Here is a 17,118-nt window from a genome sequence, read left to right as displayed (position 1 = left end):
CATTAAAAACTTTTTAATCCAAAAGCCCGTACAACAACCGGCTTTTTTTATGCCCAGGCTGCAAGTCAAGCTTGAATATCAAATGTTGGATTATTCGCAGGTATAAGTAAGTCAGCAGTTAGAATTACACTAAAGTTTGCTGCTGACGGAGTAGGAATAGGAGTATTCAAGCCAGATAAAAAAATTGTTGTTACAGTTGGAATCTCCCATGTATAAGCAACATCAATCCGAGAAGTGATCGTTTTTGTAGGTGATCCAGAGCTACTTATTCCTTAAACATCTCTATTACGAGCCTGATCCACTAGCACCCCCCTAATTGGCCAGCTGCTAAATTCGCGGATACATATGAGTAAGACGCCCCACCATCTATGTTTAATAAAATTCGTGAGAAGGAAGGGATATCTTAAAACCGTGTAATTTAATTGGGAATCCCAATTTATGAATCGTGATAATATTTCTTGAAGAGTAGCTTGGCAGAATCTCGATTGAAATCTGTTATGCGCCTACCTGATTTACCAAGTTCTCCATGATCTTCACGCTGAGGCCTTACGGAATCAGCCTGGCCGCCCGCTAAAACAACTGGCTTGACGATGTTGGACGCATCCTGATTACTCTGAGTGTGGCCATTTCGAGCCTTGGCTTTATCTTCTAAAACCGAGATGACCAGTTTGCTATCCAATAGTGTTTTCTGATCGGCGAATCCATAAACCAGAGCCGCATCACAAACTGTATTGATAACCCGGGGGATCCCCTGACTGGCACGGTAGATCAGAGTAGATGCGCCCTTGGTGAAAAGAGGCTTGTTCCTTCCTGCCAATCGGGTTCGGTGAAAGATATAGGCCCGCGTTTCATCTTCACTAAGTGCAGATAAATGGTAATCAACTGAGACTCTCTGTTGAAATTGCAGAAAATCATCATGTTTTAGCATACTGCGTAACTGCGGCTGGCCGACAAGCACAATTTGTAACACTTGATGCTTATCTGCATTGATATTCGATAGCAGTCTTAATTCTTCCAGAACCTGGGCTTGCAGATTTTGAGCCTCATCGACAATCAGTACAGTTCGTCTGTTTTGAGCGTATTGCTCAATGAGAAATTGGGTGAAAACATCATGTAGAACAACCCGTTCCTTTTCACGGTAATCCAACCCGAATGCCAACAGTACCCACTGAAGGAGTTCTCCCATATCGTGATGGCTGGTGTTCACCAGTCCAACAGTAATATCTTCATCCAACTGGTTGAGCAAATGACGGATCAGTGTTGTCTTACCACTGCCTACTTCACCTGTTATTACTGAAAATCCTGCCTGACTAACCATCCCATACTCAAGCATGGCATAGGCAGTACTATGCTTTTTCCCTAAAAACAGGAAAGAAGGATCTGGAAGTAAGGTGAATGGTTTTTCAGTAAAACCGTAGAAATCTTCGTACATCCGTGCTCAGGCTCAGGAAAGCAGCCACTTCTCCAAATATTAGGTTATGGTTCTGTTATTATCTCACGCAACGCTGATTTACAGCAATAATCAGATCGACATTTTCACTATTTCAGCTGAAATTCTGTAAGTTGTTGATTTAACTATGATATGTCAATTAAGGACTGTTAGTTAGCTGTTTTTTTATAGCATGACCTCATCTTCCATAGATCTTTTCAGGGAGCTAATCCAATCAGGCAAAACTAAGTTAAATTGTTGATTTAACTTTGAATTATCAAGTACTGAGTAGGCTGGACGCTGTGCCGGGGTTGGATATTCAGAGGTAGTTATGGGTTTCAGAGAACAAGATTCTCCTGATAGAGCAAGAATCTGACTGGCGAAGCCATACCAACTGGTTACTCCACCTCCTGTCATATGGTAGAGCCCTTCCACTTGATTGATCTGCTTTAAGCCCAGATGGAGTTGGAGAATAATTTGTGCCGTTGCCTCGGCTATCATACGGCTCCAGGTTGGCGCCCCCTTCTGGTCGTCCACCACACTTAGCTCATCTCGTTCCCTGAATAACCGCAGCATAGTTTTCATGAAATTCTGGCCATGATTGCCGTATACCCAGCTTGTTCTAATAATCAAAGCATTCACATCTGCCGCAAGAATACGGCGCTCACCTTCCAGTTTAGTCTCTCCATAGACACCAAGTGGGGCGGTTTCATCATCCTCCGTGTAGGGTGTACTGCTTTCACCAGAGAAGACGAAATCTGTCGAGTAGTGGACCATCACTGCACCAACTTCAGCAGCCATATGCGCCAATAGCTCAGGGGCCTCAGCATTCAGTTGATGTGATAGCTCGATTTCAGATTCTGCTTTATCAACCGCTGTATGTGCAGCTGCATTAACAATGTAATCAGGCTGTAGAGTTGCAACTGTCGTTTTTACAGCTTCTGTATCCAGAAGATCCAAGGCATAACCATAGCTACCACAAAGCGAAGTTGCCGCCACATCGGCAAATGTAGCCATTGTCCGCTGGAGCTCCCAGCCTACTTGGCCATCACAACCAATCAAAAGAATTTTAGGACGAAGCATGACTACCTTACGAGGAACTTTCAGGTTGGTATATAGGGAGCAACTCTGTCTCTATTTCACTGAGGAGAGGTGCATCCCGGTCTTTTTCGGCCAACAATGGGATTAGATCAGATGGCCACTCGATCCCAATCTCAGGATCATTCCATAGCACTGAAAATTGGGTTTCTGGATGGTAATAATCGCTGCACTTATATGAAAATATGGCGTCTTCACTGAGCACAAGATAGCCATGGGCAAAACCTTCCGGCACATAAAACTGATGGTGGTTGGATTCTGAAAGATGTACACCGACCCACTGCCCAAACCAGGGTGAGCCTCTACGCACATCGACTGCCACATCAAAAACTTCACCACGAATAACCTGTACTAGTTTTCCCTGACCAAAAGGATTCTGAATATGCAGGCCACGTAAAACCCCCCGCTCTGAATAGGCTTGATTATCCTGTACAAATCGCTGTGGCAGACCAAATGATGCATATCGATCACTTTGCCAGCTTTCCATAAACCAGCCACGCTGGTCACCGAAAACCTTGGGCTTAAGAATCAGCACCCCCGGAATTTTTGTCTCTTGCACATCCATGTCTACATTCTCCGCTCGCAGAGGCTAAGCAGGTATTGTCCGTAGCCGTTTTTGCTCAGGGCCTCTGCCATCGATTTCAGCTCCTCTACACCGATCCAGTCTTGAGTGAAGGCAATCTCCTCTGGACAGGCGATCTTTAATCCCTGGCGTAACTCTATTGTTTCAATAAAATTACTGGCCTGGATCAGGCTCTCATGAGTACCGGTATCGAGCCATGCAATCCCACGCCCCATCTTTTCCAGCTGCAATTTACCCATTTCCAGATAACATTTATTGAGATCTGTGATCTCCAGCTCTCCTCGTGGTGAAGGCTTGAGGGACAATGCCAGATCTGTTACCTGCTCATCGTAAAAATAGAGGCCGGTAACTGCATAGTTTGATTTCGGTTTCTCTGGTTTCTCTTCAATCCCGCTGACCAGTCCCTGATCATCAAAATCAACAACACCATAGCGTTCTGGATCCTTAACCCAATAGCCGAAAACTGTAGCACCATCCGTAGAAACGGCAGCCCGTTTCAGCGACTCAACCAAACCATGGCCGTAGTAGATATTATCACCGAGTATGAGACAACATGGATCCCCAGCTATAAACTCCTGCCCGATAATAAAAGCCTGGGCCAACCCACCTGGTTCAGGCTGCACCGCATATGTGATATTAATACCCCACTGTTTACCATCACCTAACAAGCCCTCGAAAAGGTGAGCATCTTGAGGGGTAGTAATAATCAGGATTTCCCGAATTCCTGCCAACATCAGTGTGGAAAGCGGGTAGTAGATCATCGGCTTGTCATAAACCGGGAGTAACTGCTTTGAAATCGTGAGCGTGAGTGGGTGGAGACGAGTGCCTGAGCCACCAGCCAAAATAATACCTTTGGTTACAGTTTTTTCCATCACTCGCCCTGCCCCAGCCGTTCACCACGATAGCTACCGTCCAGAACCCTTTGGCTCCAGGTCACATTTTCCAGATACCATTGAACAGTTTTTCTCAATCCTGTCTCAAAGGTCTCCTTGGGCGTCCAACCCAGCTCACGCTCAAGTTTGCCTGCATCGATCGCATATCGCTGATCATGGCCTGGCCGATCATTTACAAAAGTCTTTAACTGATTGTGGGGTATATATTCAGAGTCAGGGGCCAATTCATCCAGTAAGGCGCAGAGGGTATCCACCACCTCCAGGTTGGACATCTCATTATTACCCCCAACGTTATAGACCTCTCCAGCCCTTCCCGATTCAAGTACCCGCCAGATAGCACTGCAATGGTCTTCAACATAGAGCCAATCCCGTACATTACTACCATCGCCGTAGATAGGGAGCGGCTCACCAGCCAGCGCCTTCTGAATGAAGAGCGGAATAAGCTTTTCGGGAAACTGATATGGACCATAGTTATTTGAACAATTTGTCGTCAATACCGGCATGCCATAGGTGTGATGCCAGGCACGTACCAGATGGTCAGAGGCCGCTTTGGATGCTGAGTAGGGTGAATTCGGGGCATAGGGCGTAGTCTCGGTAAACATCCCCTCCGCCCCCAATGAGCCATAGACCTCATCGGTGGAGACATGTAGAAACCGGAAAGAGTCAGCTTCATCAGCAGACAAGGTCTGCCAGTAAGATCTGGCACACTCCAACAGGTTGAAAGTACCACCTATATTGGTATCAATGAACTCGGCAGGGCCATCGATTGACCGGTCAACGTGGCTCTCAGCAGCAAAATTGACCACAGCATCAGGTCGAAAGCGCTCAAAAAGGCTCGAAACCAGCTCCTGATCCTGAATTTTTCCCTCTACAAAATGGTGATTCGGATGATCTTGCAGCGATTGCAGAGTATCCAGATTACCGGCATAGGTCAGGGCGTCCAGGTTCACAACACGAGGCGGATTCTCCAAAGAGAGGAGAAAGTGGACAAAATTACCACCGATAAAACCGGCACCACCGGTCACGAGAATTGTTTTCATTATGTAACTACTTTAAATAATTGAAAATTATAGATTAGGCAACAAAAAACACAGTGCGGAATTATACAGAGATAAACACAAGCCAACTATGTATATTTTTGCTTTGATAAATACTATCACGTCGATTAAATACCTTTTTCATTACCACGGCTCCTTCCATTCCATACGCTATAGAACTAAAAACACGTCGACAGCATAAGCAAATATATTGTTATCAAATAGTCACAATACGATTAATTCATTAATTCCTGACTCAATTTTCTGGCCTCAATCACCCCCTCAAATGACTTGCCTGATGCTAATGCTGCATCAAGATGATCTTTTGCCGCCCCCTTATCCCCTTTCTGATGGTAAGCCAAGGCGAGATGGTAATCTATTTCAGGTATCTCAGAACTTTTACTATGAGCCCGCCTGAGTACTGATATGGCCTGATCTGTTTCCCCGCGTTTAAGGTAAGTCCACCCAAGCGTATCAAGCACAATTGGATTCTCGGATGTGACAAAACCCTGGACCAATCTCAATGCCTGATCCAGTTTATCCTGATTAGGCTCTCCCCTTAGGAGAATCATTGCCAGATTATTGGCTGCCAACACATGATCAGGATACTTAGTAATAATGCGCTGGTAGATTTCAATCGATTCTTCAACCTGCCCGAGCTGATCCTGTGCATTTGCCAGTTCGATACCCAAAACCGGGTCATTTGTATTCCCAAATCCTCTCTTCAAAACGGCTACAGCATCAGAGTGGTTGCCTTCCAAAAGCTTTATTTTAACCAGGTTACGATAGGGAACAGGCCACTCATTTTTGATGCTGAGACTATGCTCGAAAGCACGTTCAGCTTCCTTAAACCGCTTCTGTGAGAGGTGGAGCTCACCCAACAAATTATAAGCAAGGAAGTGGTTTGGATCTGCTTTCACCGCCTTATCAATCTGTTTAAGCGCCATATCAGCCTGCTTCAATCCCATATAGCTTTTCGCCAATGTTACAAGCACATCTATTGCCCCGGGCTTAAGTTCTAATGCGTGCGTAAATTGAGGTACACTCTCTTCCAGTTGCCCCCTACTCTGGAGGATCTGCCCCTGATAGTAGTAACCCAAAGCTTCATCTTTATGTTCTGATTGAAGAATTTTTGCTACATTCATCAATTCATTCCAGTTCTTTTGTTTGAGATAGACGATTCCAAGACCTCGAAGCACTGTAATATCTTTGGGCGCGAACCGACGCATCTTTTGCAATACAACTGCTGCATCATCAAGTTCTCCCATCTTAATCAGCAGTTGGACTAACTCAAAATTGGTCACTGATTCCTGAGGCTGAATCTTGATAGCATCCTCCAGACTCTGCCGCGCCAGTTCAATCTCCCCCTTCTTTAAGTGAGATCTTGCCTTCAAGCGATGTGCTTTTACATAACCCGGATCTTCACGGAGTATTGTTCGTAGATCAGCAATGCCTCGATCTGGATCATCACCAACCAGGGCTATACCCGCACGCACTAAAAGTGCATCCTTATATTTTGAGTCTGCCTCAAGTACCTCATCGACTAATTGAGCTGCCCGATCAACCGAACCCTCCTTTACAAGAATGCTAGCCTTGAGGGTTTTGGCTCTCAGCCCTTCAGAATTAGATCCAGTCTGATCAATAACATCAGACAGAACTGTGAGCGCCTCGGCCTTTCGGTTCACACTGACATAGTATCCCGCCAGCTCAAGTTTGAAGGCTTGATTCTCAGGATACCGGGCTGTGTACTCACTCAATAGCGACTCAGCACCATCTAAATTATTGATACTTTTCAGATAGTTAACCAGCCCCATTTTCGCTACCACACTATCAGGCAAATCCAGTACAGCCTCCCTCAGGACTTTCTCAGCCAAGTCATTTTTTCCTTTCTCTTTGTAGTAACCAGCCAAGTGCAAGCGATGCTGTAGTTCAGTTGGCTTGGACTGAATTAAATCAGTTAGCACTCTAACAACGTCTTCATCTCTATTCGCCTTCGCATAGAGCTTGGCTAATAGCAGGTATGACGCAACACGATCGTTATGTTGTGCCAATGAATCCTTGGCTATCTTGATTGCCCGATCGATCTCACCTTTATCCGCATATAGTGCCGATAGAAGTGAGGCGGCTTCTACGTTACCCGGGTCAGATGATATCGCATTTAAAACATCATCTATTGCTGCATCACTCTTGCCAGATTTCGCTTGCGCAAAACCTCGCAAGACGAGTGCTTCAGCGTGATCCGGGGAGACGGCAAGAACCGTACCAGCCGCCTCAAGGGCCTTTTCCGTCTCTCCAGCCAAAACATAAATTGTTCCTAGATGTACTTGAGCATCCTGATGTTTTGGATTCAATTCAACTGCGCGAAAAAAAAGGGAAAATGCCTTACGCCAGTTCTCTTCCTTTTCTTCCAATAGACCAAACATAAAGTATGCGTCAGCGTCTTTAGGGTCGATCTGTATAACATTTTTGAATTCGAGAAGTGCCTTGGTGTAATTACCTTGATTGTAAAGTTCCATTCCTCGATCGAAGTAAGCTTGCTTTCGATCTTCCTTACTGGAGCATCCCGAAACCAGTGTAAGGGCAGAACATAGTACTATTATGAATAGGGAGTTTTTAAAATAGAAAAAAAGATCCATTGTCGCCTTCATTGACATATCCTACTTATCCGAGAATGTCCACCTTGCATACATCAGAGGTAGAACATTAATTTATCACTTTACAAGCTAACTGTTGTGATTCCGTTACCAAACAATTCACTCAAGAAGACAGTACATCTGATTCAATATTATGCGTGCAATTGTGAAGATGCATTTCCATCAAGAAAACTATCATTTAGGAATAAAGTCATCCAACAAGGGAGCTACCTGAGTAGCAAATGCCTCAAGTTTTTTGTCTCCATCTAACCATCTTTCTCCATCACCAATAGAAACCGTCAACCTAACAAGAGCACCATCAGTTCTATGCTTGGTGAGGCTGTCCAGAAACAGATACCATTTTACCAGCCATTCGTTTGTAATCACACGACCTCGTTGCTGAAACCAGTAGTAGACCAACTTTTTTGCTTCACCTCGCCTGATCATTAGTCGATTTGCTCTTAGTGGTTCACTATTGACCTTAAGTCCCGGTATTTCTACTTCAGTTACATTATCAATTTTCCAACCTCCACCCGGGATACAAGAACGCGGGCTGTGTGCAGCTGAACCAGCCTGTTGAGATGCATAGTAGGCGACATAGAAATTAACAATCGTATTAGCCGAATTAGTGTAGTTACCAATTAAATAATCATCTAACTTTAATGATTTCAGATAGAACTCCTCCAACATACCTTCATCACCCTGCCAGTTTCCTATTTTTATAGGAAAATCAGTGAATTGCTGTCGATTAGGCTGAACCTCATCCTGGTAATTTACATAGATTGAACTAGTTGCAATTAAGAATACAGAACCTAGAATGGCATAATGGACAGGGGTAACAGACCGGAGTTTAAGTGTCATATCTTTAGGTAGAGCTTTAGGCACCTCTATGCCAAAGACGTCACGGAGTTTCAGACTAGACCTGCCAATTTTTGCCAGTAGCGCCATTTCCAGCAACAAAATTAACAGACAGGACATGAATACAATCCAGCCTTCAAAATAGTGTAAAAAACCATCTGCTTGATCATTCCCCCAACGATCAACCAGCACACCAATGACGCCAATTCGAAAACTGTTCATGAATACTGTTATTGGAATACTAGATAGGAAAACAACAACCCTTTTCCAAAGCTCGACCCGATATAGATAAGCAGCAAGGTAAGCAAGACTAACTAGTGGAAATAGATATCGTAATCCATTGCAAGCTTCTACAACCTGAAGTTTATAATTACCTAAATCGATGACATTTCCTTCAAGAAATACACTGATCCCGAACAAACGAATAACCTCTACACCTATTTGTGATGAGATTAGTTGTAAGTTTCCTGAAAGATTGTTGTAAATGAAGGGAGGTAGAGGAACAATGAAGAAAAGTAGAAAAAGAGGGCCGATGACTTGTTTGAAAGCATGCCAACCTAGTAGTGCGTATGACATACCGACAATAGTCAATATCAGGGCATACTGCACTAATGTAAATGTAGTAGCTATTTCTCCTATAAAGAAAAGAAGACCAGCTCCGATGATAGTGGTAACACCGATATAAGAAGGGTTAAATTCAAGCTTAATCAGTACTTTTTGCCGCTGCCATATCAGATAAGCCGTAATGACAGGCAAGAAGTAAGCATATCCGTACTCCTCCTTTTCTGACCACCGTACTACCATATCGCTTATGCCATTCCAATACCCGAAAGTCAAGAGTAATACAGAAATTGCCGAGATAATCCATATTAGATTTGGACTGCGCCAGCCTGTGATAGATTCTGAGGGTACCATTGTAATGAATTTAATCCTTCCTTTATAAAATAACTATCAATCCCTTATATAATATTCGTCGTCAGTTTAAACAAACATTTATTACATAATTCACAATTATCGAATAATATCACTAATGTTTAAAGTATTTATGATGAGCTTTTAGTGTTCTTATCAATTTTTATTATAGTAGTCTAGTGAATTTAATATTTTTTTTCATGCATCAAATCACAGTTTATTTGACAGTTTGTCGAAGTTTATGGAACATATATAGTATAATAATTTAGCACTGAAATAAATCCTCACTGCATATTAAAATCTACAAAGAAAAGGACTTTTATCAACGTGCCGCTTATAACCAATAGTACCCGTCCAAAAATACTTTCTATCAATAATTACAATTACAGGCGCGGTGGATCTGACGCTGTGTTTATAGATCATGACAGAATGTTTTCTGACAATAGTTGGGATACGGCACTATTTTCAATGCATCACCCTAAAAATGCGCACTCTATTTGGTCAGACTATTTTATTAATGAACTTGAGTTTGGCAGTACATATAGCACATATCAGAAATTATTAATGAGCAGTAAGGTTATTTACTCTTTCGAAGCAAGAAAAAAACTAAATCAACTATTAAATAAGTTTCACCCTGACATTGCTCATTCACACTGTATATATCACCATTTGTCACCTTCTATTTTAAGTCTATTAAACAGTAAAGGCATACCAAGTGTAATGACCGCACATGATTTAAAAATAGCATGTCCAGCCTATAAAATGTTAAATAGTAATGGTATATGCGAAAAATGCAAAAAAGGAAACCTTTTTAATCTTGTTAAAAATCGTTGTATTCATAATTCTCTGTCAGTTAGTTCACTAGTTGCTATTGAATCAACATTTCATAAGCTTTTTGGTTTATACAGAAATAATCTTGATTATATTGTAACTCCAAGTCATTTTTTTCGTAAAAAGTTAATAGAATGGGGTTGGAATGAGAAAAAATTAGTTTACATACCAAACTTTATTGATAGTTCTAAAATAGTTCCAAACTATAACCCAGGAAAGTACTTCCTATATTTTGGTCGTCTCGCACCAGAAAAAGGAGTCGACACACTTATTGATGCTGCAATTAGTGCCAAGATTAATCTTGTCATTGCGGGAACTGGTCCTTATGAAAAACAATTAAAATCTATTTCTGCGGAAAATGATAACGTAAAGTTTGTTGGATATAAGTCAGGCAATGCACTTTGGGATCTTATACATAATTCGAGAGCAATAGTCCTACCTTCAGAATGGTATGAAAACGCACCTATCAGTATTCTTGAAGCATACGCTGCAGGAAAACCTGTATTAGGAGCTAATATTGGAGGGATACCTGAAATGCTTCAGGATAATATTACAGGTTATATTTTTAAAAGTAATGATACAGAAGAGTTGAAAGATGTTTTATTAAAAATGCAATCTATGCCTGATCAAAGCATTTCAACAATTGGAAAAAATGCTAGGAATTTTGTCGCTAACACATTCACACGTGAAAGGTATTATAACGATATGACAAAACTTTATAGTTCACTAGGCGTTAATCAGTAACAATACTATTATGGTTGCTCAATTAGATAGTACGTATAAAAAATACGGTATTCGAAAAATACTTAGGCGCATTATAAGTTATAGCCTATTTGAGGGTCGACCTCATACGACTAAGTGGCAATGGATCAATCCGGTTGTTTTTGCATTTTTGCGTTTGATTAAATCAATTCCTGGTACGCCTTCGTTAATAAAACCTATTTTTATTACAGGGCTTGGAAGGTCAGGTACAACCATTCTAGGAGTAATATTTTCTTTGCATGAAGATGTCGGGTTCTTAAATGAACCGAAAGCTATATGGAGTCTTGTGGACTCTCGACACGATATAAATGGTGATTATTTTCCATCCGGTGGAATATTTCATTTAACTAAAAATGATATTACTAGTAATTCCAGAACTATATCATATAGACTTTTTTCTAGATATCTTAAGTTCATTAATTCAAGCCGACTTGTCGACAAATATCCTGAACTTATTTTTCGCACGGAGTATATTCTGGAATTATTTCCTGATGCGAAAATTATATTTATTACACGTAATGGCTCTGATGCGACTCATTCAATTGATTTATGGTCAAAAAGACTGGGTATTATAAAAAATCAAGATTCAGAAGACTGGTGGGGAAGAAATGATATTAAATGGAACTACCTAAAAGAGCAAATTATTGATAAAGACTCATACTATGAAGATATTCGAAGTGTTGTAACAGAAGATTTGAATCATACAAATCGTGCTGCATTAGAGTGGATAATTACTATGCGTGAAGGGTTAAAACAAAAATCCATACACTCTAATTTTATTTATAAAATAAAATATGAAGATCTTCTATCTTCTAAATCAACAGTATTACGTGATCTATTTGAGTGGTGCGACCTTGAGCATGATGAATCAGTCTACGAATATAGCGAGCAGATATTGTATACTAACAAATCAAAACCGTATCCTGATCTTCTAGAGCCAATTGACAAATTATTTAATGAAACAATGTCAAAACTTAATTATTAAATACTGATGAAAAAATCAATAAGTATACTTGGAACTCGTGGGATACCTGCAAGTCATGGTGGCTTTGAAACTTTTGCAGAATATCTATCAAAATATCTTGTTAATAAAGGATGGGAGGTTACTGTATACTGCCAAAAGCAAGGAAAAGGTAAAATTTTTAATGATAATTGGTTAGGTATAAAGCGTGTAAATATTCCTGTAATGAATAAAGGCGCATTAGGGACTATTATATTTGATTTAAAATCGACACTACATGCAGCTAATAGTAATTCACTACTGCTCACACTTGGATATAACACAGCAATATTTTCTCTATGGTATCGTTTTAAAAATAAAATAAATATTATTAATATGGATGGCATTGAGTGGAAAAGACCTAAATGGTCACTTTTAGAGCGAAGTTGGTTATATATAAATGAACGTTTTGGATGTTATTTAGGTAACCACTTAATTGCAGATCATCCTGAAATATTAAATCATTTAAGTACACGCGTCAGTCGAAATAAGATTTCTATGATACCTTATGGCGCTGATTCTATTAATTCTGCAGATGTATCAAAGATTAGATCACTAGGTCTAAATCCAAAAGAATATTTAATTGTTATTGCAAGACCTGAACCTGAAAATTCTATACTTGAGATAGTCACTGCATTTTCTCGTGAGAAACGCGATAAAAAACTTGTTGTTTTGGGGAACTATAATACTGGAGATTTAGAATACTGTAGTAAAGTTAAAGATTCTGCGAGCGATGAAGTTATTTTTCCTGGAGCTATATATGATAAATCTATTGTACAAGCCCTTCGCTTCTATTCTTTAGTTTATATACATGGCCATCAAGTTGGAGGTACCAATCCTTCTCTAGTAGAATCATTAGGTGCAATGAACCCTATTCTTGCTCATGATAACAAGTTTAACAATTGGGTTGCAGGTGGAAGTAGTAAATATTTTAGTACTATTGAAGAGTGCGATTCACTATTAACTGAGTTATTGAGAGATAGTGCGAAGCTTGAATTACTCAGTAAATCTAGTCAGAAGCAACATTTAGAATTATTCACTTGGGACGTCATTCTAAGCAAGTATGAATCACTACTTTCTCAATATTTATGATATTGATCTAATAATTTAATATTAAGCTTACTATGCTGATATTTATTTTATCTTAGTAGATCATTAAATTCTTTATTATGAATTCATTTATTTCAATCAGCACAGCATTACTTCTTAGCTTAACTTCTATTATCAGACCTGATATAGGTATAAGATGGATTCTTATAGCAGCAGTTATTGTTGTTGGATCAATAGGATATTTTTTGCCACAGTATAATTATATAAGTTATGGTGTTGGTTTCTCTGGTATAAGTCTATTATTGATTGCAGCAACACATTTTTTAAGTAAAAGCCATAAGTCTCTTGACAGTATTTCTATTTCCTTCATCGCATTTATCTTCTTTCTAATTATACCAACTATTTCCAATGCGAATAATCCTTTGCAAGTTATAGCGTTTGGTAAAAATATTATACAATATTGGGGCTTCGTTCCATTAGCAGCACTTGGTTTTATGCCTGTTAACTCAAGATCTAAAATTATTAGACTAATAATAATATTTATAGTTATTCAAGCTGTTGTATCTATTTATCAAGCTGCTTTTATTGTTGACTGGGCAAATCGTATTGCAGGTGGCGATTCAGTTGTTGGGACTTTTGGTGGCACGCCGGATGGCGGAGGATCTAGTGGAGCTCAAACAATATTTTTAACAGTAATTATATCAATTGCACTTACCACATATATCAGTAAGCATATAAAGTTGTTTCATTTGTTAATAGTATTGGCAATGTCATTAATACCTATATCCTTAAATGAGACAAAAGTTTTTTTTGTTTTGATGCCTATAGTACTTATATATATATTATTAAGTGGATTTAAATCTCATCCTACACGTACTTTACAAGTTACCCTAATCGGGATTTCATTGGTAGTTACTATTTTTACAATTTATTTTTTATTTTTACAACACAGTTATACAGGTAATGATTCAAAATCTATAAGTGAATATACTGATCGTATGGCAGGTAGTACCAGTGGCTTTTATATTGGTAAAGGTCAAGATGCCAGCAAAAGTAGGCTTGGTTCCATTAAATTTTGGTTTGAAGAACAGACAAATAAAGGCAACTATTTACAACTTCTTGTTGGGTATGGCTTAGGTGCATCAAAATACGGAGGCATCTTTCCAGGTAATTTAACAAGTAAAAATGGACCCTACTATGGATTAAAGTTAGATCGAACTGGATTGTCTAGTCTTTTATGGGATATTGGTATCTTAGGAACTTTTATTTTCTTTATTATATTTATTACAGCGTGGACACTTGTTAGGAAAACTAGAAGATTATTATCTGATGATGATTACAATAGATCCATACTATGGGGTGTAGAATGTGGAATTATAATTCTTGCTCTAACCAATATTTATGATAGCTATTTTTTTACAAATCCAGGATTAAATGCATTTACTATGATTTTATTTGCATTTGCAGTAAGTACATTATCTTCTAAACGAATATCAAATGCAAAAATTCGCACATTTTAATAATCTATTTACGATTACCATCTAATTGAAATTGTATTATGTTAGTCCTTTTAATATTCTTGTATAGATCGTATACGTTGTTGCAGACACACCACATCTTTTAATTGTCTGTATTAAACTTTTTGTTTTGTTTTTGTTTCTCTTAAAGTCTCTTAAAAGAATAGATGCAATATTATAATTAAACCAAAATTTACCATATATATGTTGATTTTTGTAAATAAATTTCAATCTCTCTTCTGATGCAGATTGATCATTACTATTTTCAGTTGTTATTCTTTCATGATCACCAACATTTACAAAATATAATATTTGACTAAAATACTGTATTTTTAATCCATAACTTATTAATCTAAATAAAAAATCAATATCTTCACCAACTCGTAAGTTATCATCATATTTTACTTTTTTTGCAAATACTGACTCCACAATTAATCCACTATTTATAGCTATATTTCTATCTTTTTTTATTTCATTTATTTGTAATTCTGGACAATTTCTTTTTTTAAATGAATTATATTGTGTAAAGAATCCACACAATGCAGCTGGATATTTTTTAATATAATGTAGTTGTTTTTCCAGTTTAGATTCCATCCATATATCATCATCATCTAAAAACGCTATATATTCTCCTTTTGCTAATTCTATACCTGTATTTCTTGTAGCAGACGGCCCTCTACTTGTACTATGTCGTATATATTGTATACGATTATCATTAAATGAAGTGACAATATTATGTACATTCAAATCCGTTTCTGAACAATCATCAACTACTATAATCTCTATGTTTTTATGTGTTTGTGCTAATACACATGCTACAGCCCTTCTTGCTAAGGATGGTCGATTGTGTGTTGGTATAACAACACTAACACAAATATTTTCTAAATTTATCATTAATATGATCTACTTAAGTTAATTGTATATATCTAAAATGTATTAATAGAATTCATCTTCAATAAGAATAGTTGTTACAGCGTATTTATTATTATATGTTACAGTTTCACCATACTTATCAAACTCTAATATTATATATTCTTGTTTTGGCTTTATTTCTCTATAAGAGGACTTATTATTATCAGTTAGTCTTTCACTATAAAGAGATGTAATTTTAGCTTTTACTTTTTTTGAAGCTAATTTAGGTATTTTTAGTCGAACTTCTATTTTTGATGACGATCTGTTAACCATCCATATTTTATATTTTTTATAATCTCTGTTCGTGAATACAGATGCTCGAAAATCATAACCACCTAAATAAGAAGAGTTGTTTAAAGACTCTATATCTGTCTCTAGTACATTTGGCATGAAATCATTACGAAGGAGTTTAATAGACCAATATACAAGACTTGGTTTTACTTTTTTATTGTTAACGTGAAATAACGACCATGGCCCGTTGCTAGATGACAAGCTATGTATGAATGCACCTTTTACTCCTGATATCTTGGAAAGACCAGTCAAATAATCTGCCACACTCAAAGCACTTTGTAAATCATATGTTTTTTTATAATCGTCTTTCCATCCTTTTTTTGTAATTTTAACTGGTGCTCTCGCATGCTCAGTAACCCATATAGATGGTGAATCTCTCTTTTGTTTTTCTACTTCCTCTACACATGAACATAAATACTGCAATCTATTTTTAACTGATGGTCCTCCATTAGGTTGATCATAGTATTGATGTAAGGCAAACTCTGATAATGCATCATTGTCTTTTTTAATAAGATTTCGATTATATGAATATGAGCTTTTTTCACCTTCAACGTCAAAATCTCTTAGAAATAAGACATATTTTGCTGTTGGTTTTGAGCGTTTAATTGATTTCTTTATTATATTTGCTCGTTGTGAATACTTTGAAAATGTCCATTTATACTTTCCTCTATCTAATTCATTACCGAGCTCCCATCTCAATATTTTTACGTTTAAGTTATTTGTCTCTTTTACCCAGTCAAATGCTAAATCTGCTAATTGTTCTATATCATATTCAGTAGAAAAACCACCATGTAAGTTTGTTACTAGCCATGGTATACCATTAACAGAATCTAGAAATTTTAAATATTCATTAAAACCAAATTCAGTAGTCAATGGATCACTCCAATTTACTGCTTTTTGTTTTGTCCTATTACCTACCTTACCTGTACTAAATTTCCAATTAAAATGATTCGATACCGTTCCACCTGGATATCTGTATATAGCACCTTTAAAATCATTATTTAAAAAATCAATAACATCAGCGTTTACTATCTTATTTTTCGAGTCCCAATGGCTATATTGAAACCCTACCCATTCAATATTAAAACTAAAAAATGATGGCTTAAGGTTATTAATAAACTTATCTTTTACAATTATCTTATATTGTGATGATTTATTAATTTTTATATTATCAAAACATTGATGATCTGTTAATTCAGGTAAATTTAAACCTGCCTGTAATACACTTGGGATTAGCATTATGTATGTTATTGTAATTATCGAATATTTCATATGTTTAGCTTATCATCATAACTCTACAAGCATGTAAATA

Annotated in this window: 13 protein-coding genes; 4 read left to right on the top strand and 9 right to left on the bottom strand. The window is 38.0% G+C overall.

What is annotated here, in order from left to right:
- Positions 1-436: 436 nt before the first annotated feature.
- The 7 genes from AC4IE7_RS17920 to xrtD form a co-directional block, all read right to left on the bottom strand.
- Positions 437-1,432: an ExeA family protein gene (locus tag AC4IE7_RS17920; protein WP_490778235.1), complete on the bottom strand. Its 996-nt coding sequence runs from the start codon at positions 1,430-1,432 to the stop codon at positions 437-439.
- 183 nt (positions 1,433-1,615) lie between these two features.
- Positions 1,616-2,512: a dTDP-4-dehydrorhamnose reductase gene (gene rfbD / locus AC4IE7_RS17915; protein WP_490778234.1), complete on the bottom strand. Its 897-nt coding sequence runs from the start codon at positions 2,510-2,512 to the stop codon at positions 1,616-1,618.
- Between the two features lie 7 nt (positions 2,513-2,519).
- Positions 2,520-3,092, bottom strand: a complete 573-nt coding sequence (rfbC, locus tag AC4IE7_RS17910) for a dTDP-4-dehydrorhamnose 3,5-epimerase (RefSeq protein WP_490778233.1) — start codon at positions 3,090-3,092, stop codon at positions 2,520-2,522.
- Positions 3,093-3,094: 2 nt separating this feature from the next.
- The gene (gene rfbA, locus AC4IE7_RS17905) at positions 3,095-3,982 is read right to left on the bottom strand and encodes a glucose-1-phosphate thymidylyltransferase RfbA (RefSeq protein WP_490778232.1); all 888 of its coding nucleotides are present in this window, start codon (positions 3,980-3,982) and stop codon (positions 3,095-3,097) included.
- Complete coding sequence (gene rfbB, locus AC4IE7_RS17900) at positions 3,982-5,043, bottom strand: dTDP-glucose 4,6-dehydratase (protein WP_490778231.1); 1,062 nt, start codon at positions 5,041-5,043, stop codon at positions 3,982-3,984. The genes rfbA and rfbB overlap by 1 nt, the downstream gene beginning before the upstream one ends.
- A gap of 233 nt (positions 5,044-5,276) precedes the next feature.
- Entirely contained in the window at positions 5,277-7,688 is a 2,412-nt protein-coding gene (locus AC4IE7_RS17895) for a tetratricopeptide repeat protein (RefSeq protein WP_490778230.1), read from the bottom strand.
- A 180-nt stretch (positions 7,689-7,868) separates the two neighbouring features.
- Complete coding sequence (gene xrtD, locus AC4IE7_RS17890; protein ID WP_490778229.1) at positions 7,869-9,446, bottom strand: VPLPA-CTERM-specific exosortase XrtD; 1,578 nt, start codon at positions 9,444-9,446, stop codon at positions 7,869-7,871.
- Between the two features lie 324 nt (positions 9,447-9,770).
- Here xrtD and AC4IE7_RS17885 point away from each other — a divergent pair, with 324 nt between their 5' ends.
- From AC4IE7_RS17885 to AC4IE7_RS17870, 4 genes are all read left to right on the top strand, one after another.
- Complete coding sequence (locus AC4IE7_RS17885; RefSeq protein WP_490778228.1) at positions 9,771-11,018, top strand: glycosyltransferase family 4 protein; 1,248 nt, start codon at positions 9,771-9,773, stop codon at positions 11,016-11,018.
- Positions 11,019-11,028: 10 nt separating this feature from the next.
- Entirely contained in the window at positions 11,029-12,021 is a 993-nt protein-coding gene (locus AC4IE7_RS17880; protein ID WP_490778227.1) for a sulfotransferase family protein, read from the top strand.
- A gap of 6 nt (positions 12,022-12,027) precedes the next feature.
- Entirely contained in the window at positions 12,028-13,128 is a 1,101-nt protein-coding gene (locus AC4IE7_RS17875; RefSeq protein ID WP_490778226.1) for a DUF1972 domain-containing protein, read from the top strand.
- Positions 13,129-13,205: 77 nt separating this feature from the next.
- Complete coding sequence (locus AC4IE7_RS17870) at positions 13,206-14,606, top strand: hypothetical protein (RefSeq protein WP_490778225.1); 1,401 nt, start codon at positions 13,206-13,208, stop codon at positions 14,604-14,606.
- A gap of 36 nt (positions 14,607-14,642) precedes the next feature.
- Here AC4IE7_RS17870 and AC4IE7_RS17865 read toward each other — a convergent pair whose 3' ends face one another.
- Complete coding sequence (locus AC4IE7_RS17865) at positions 14,643-15,497, bottom strand: glycosyltransferase family 2 protein (protein ID WP_490778224.1); 855 nt, start codon at positions 15,495-15,497, stop codon at positions 14,643-14,645.
- Between the two features lie 42 nt (positions 15,498-15,539).
- A complete protein-coding gene (locus AC4IE7_RS17860; protein ID WP_490778223.1) occupies positions 15,540-17,045 on the bottom strand; it encodes a hypothetical protein in 1,506 nt (501 codons plus the stop codon).
- Between the last annotated feature and the right edge of the window lie 73 nt (positions 17,046-17,118).

It is taken from the genome of Candidatus Thiodiazotropha sp. AKAK3 (assembly GCF_058244645.1).
This window is presented reverse-complemented; position numbering and strand designations above follow the sequence as displayed.

Coding starts and splice junctions, on each gene's coding strand:
- AC4IE7_RS17860 (WP_490778223.1), bottom strand. CDS start 17,045: ATGCTAATCCCAAGTGTATTACAGGCAGGTTTAAATTTACCTGAATTA.
- rfbC (WP_490778233.1), bottom strand. CDS start 3,092: ATGGATGTGCAAGAGACAAAAATTCCGGGGGTGCTGATTCTTAAGCCC.
- AC4IE7_RS17875 (WP_490778226.1), top strand. CDS start 12,028: ATGAAAAAATCAATAAGTATACTTGGAACTCGTGGGATACCTGCAAGT.
- AC4IE7_RS17870 (WP_490778225.1), top strand. CDS start 13,206: ATGAATTCATTTATTTCAATCAGCACAGCATTACTTCTTAGCTTAACT.
- AC4IE7_RS17895 (WP_490778230.1), bottom strand. CDS start 7,688: ATGAAGGCGACAATGGATCTTTTTTTCTATTTTAAAAACTCCCTATTC.
- rfbB (WP_490778231.1), bottom strand. CDS start 5,043: ATGAAAACAATTCTCGTGACCGGTGGTGCCGGTTTTATCGGTGGTAAT.
- rfbD (WP_490778234.1), bottom strand. CDS start 2,512: ATGCTTCGTCCTAAAATTCTTTTGATTGGTTGTGATGGCCAAGTAGGC.
- xrtD (WP_490778229.1), bottom strand. CDS start 9,446: ATGGTACCCTCAGAATCTATCACAGGCTGGCGCAGTCCAAATCTAATA.
- AC4IE7_RS17865 (WP_490778224.1), bottom strand. CDS start 15,497: ATGATAAATTTAGAAAATATTTGTGTTAGTGTTGTTATACCAACACAC.
- AC4IE7_RS17880 (WP_490778227.1), top strand. CDS start 11,029: ATGGTTGCTCAATTAGATAGTACGTATAAAAAATACGGTATTCGAAAA.
- rfbA (WP_490778232.1), bottom strand. CDS start 3,982: ATGGAAAAAACTGTAACCAAAGGTATTATTTTGGCTGGTGGCTCAGGC.
- AC4IE7_RS17920 (WP_490778235.1), bottom strand. CDS start 1,432: ATGTACGAAGATTTCTACGGTTTTACTGAAAAACCATTCACCTTACTT.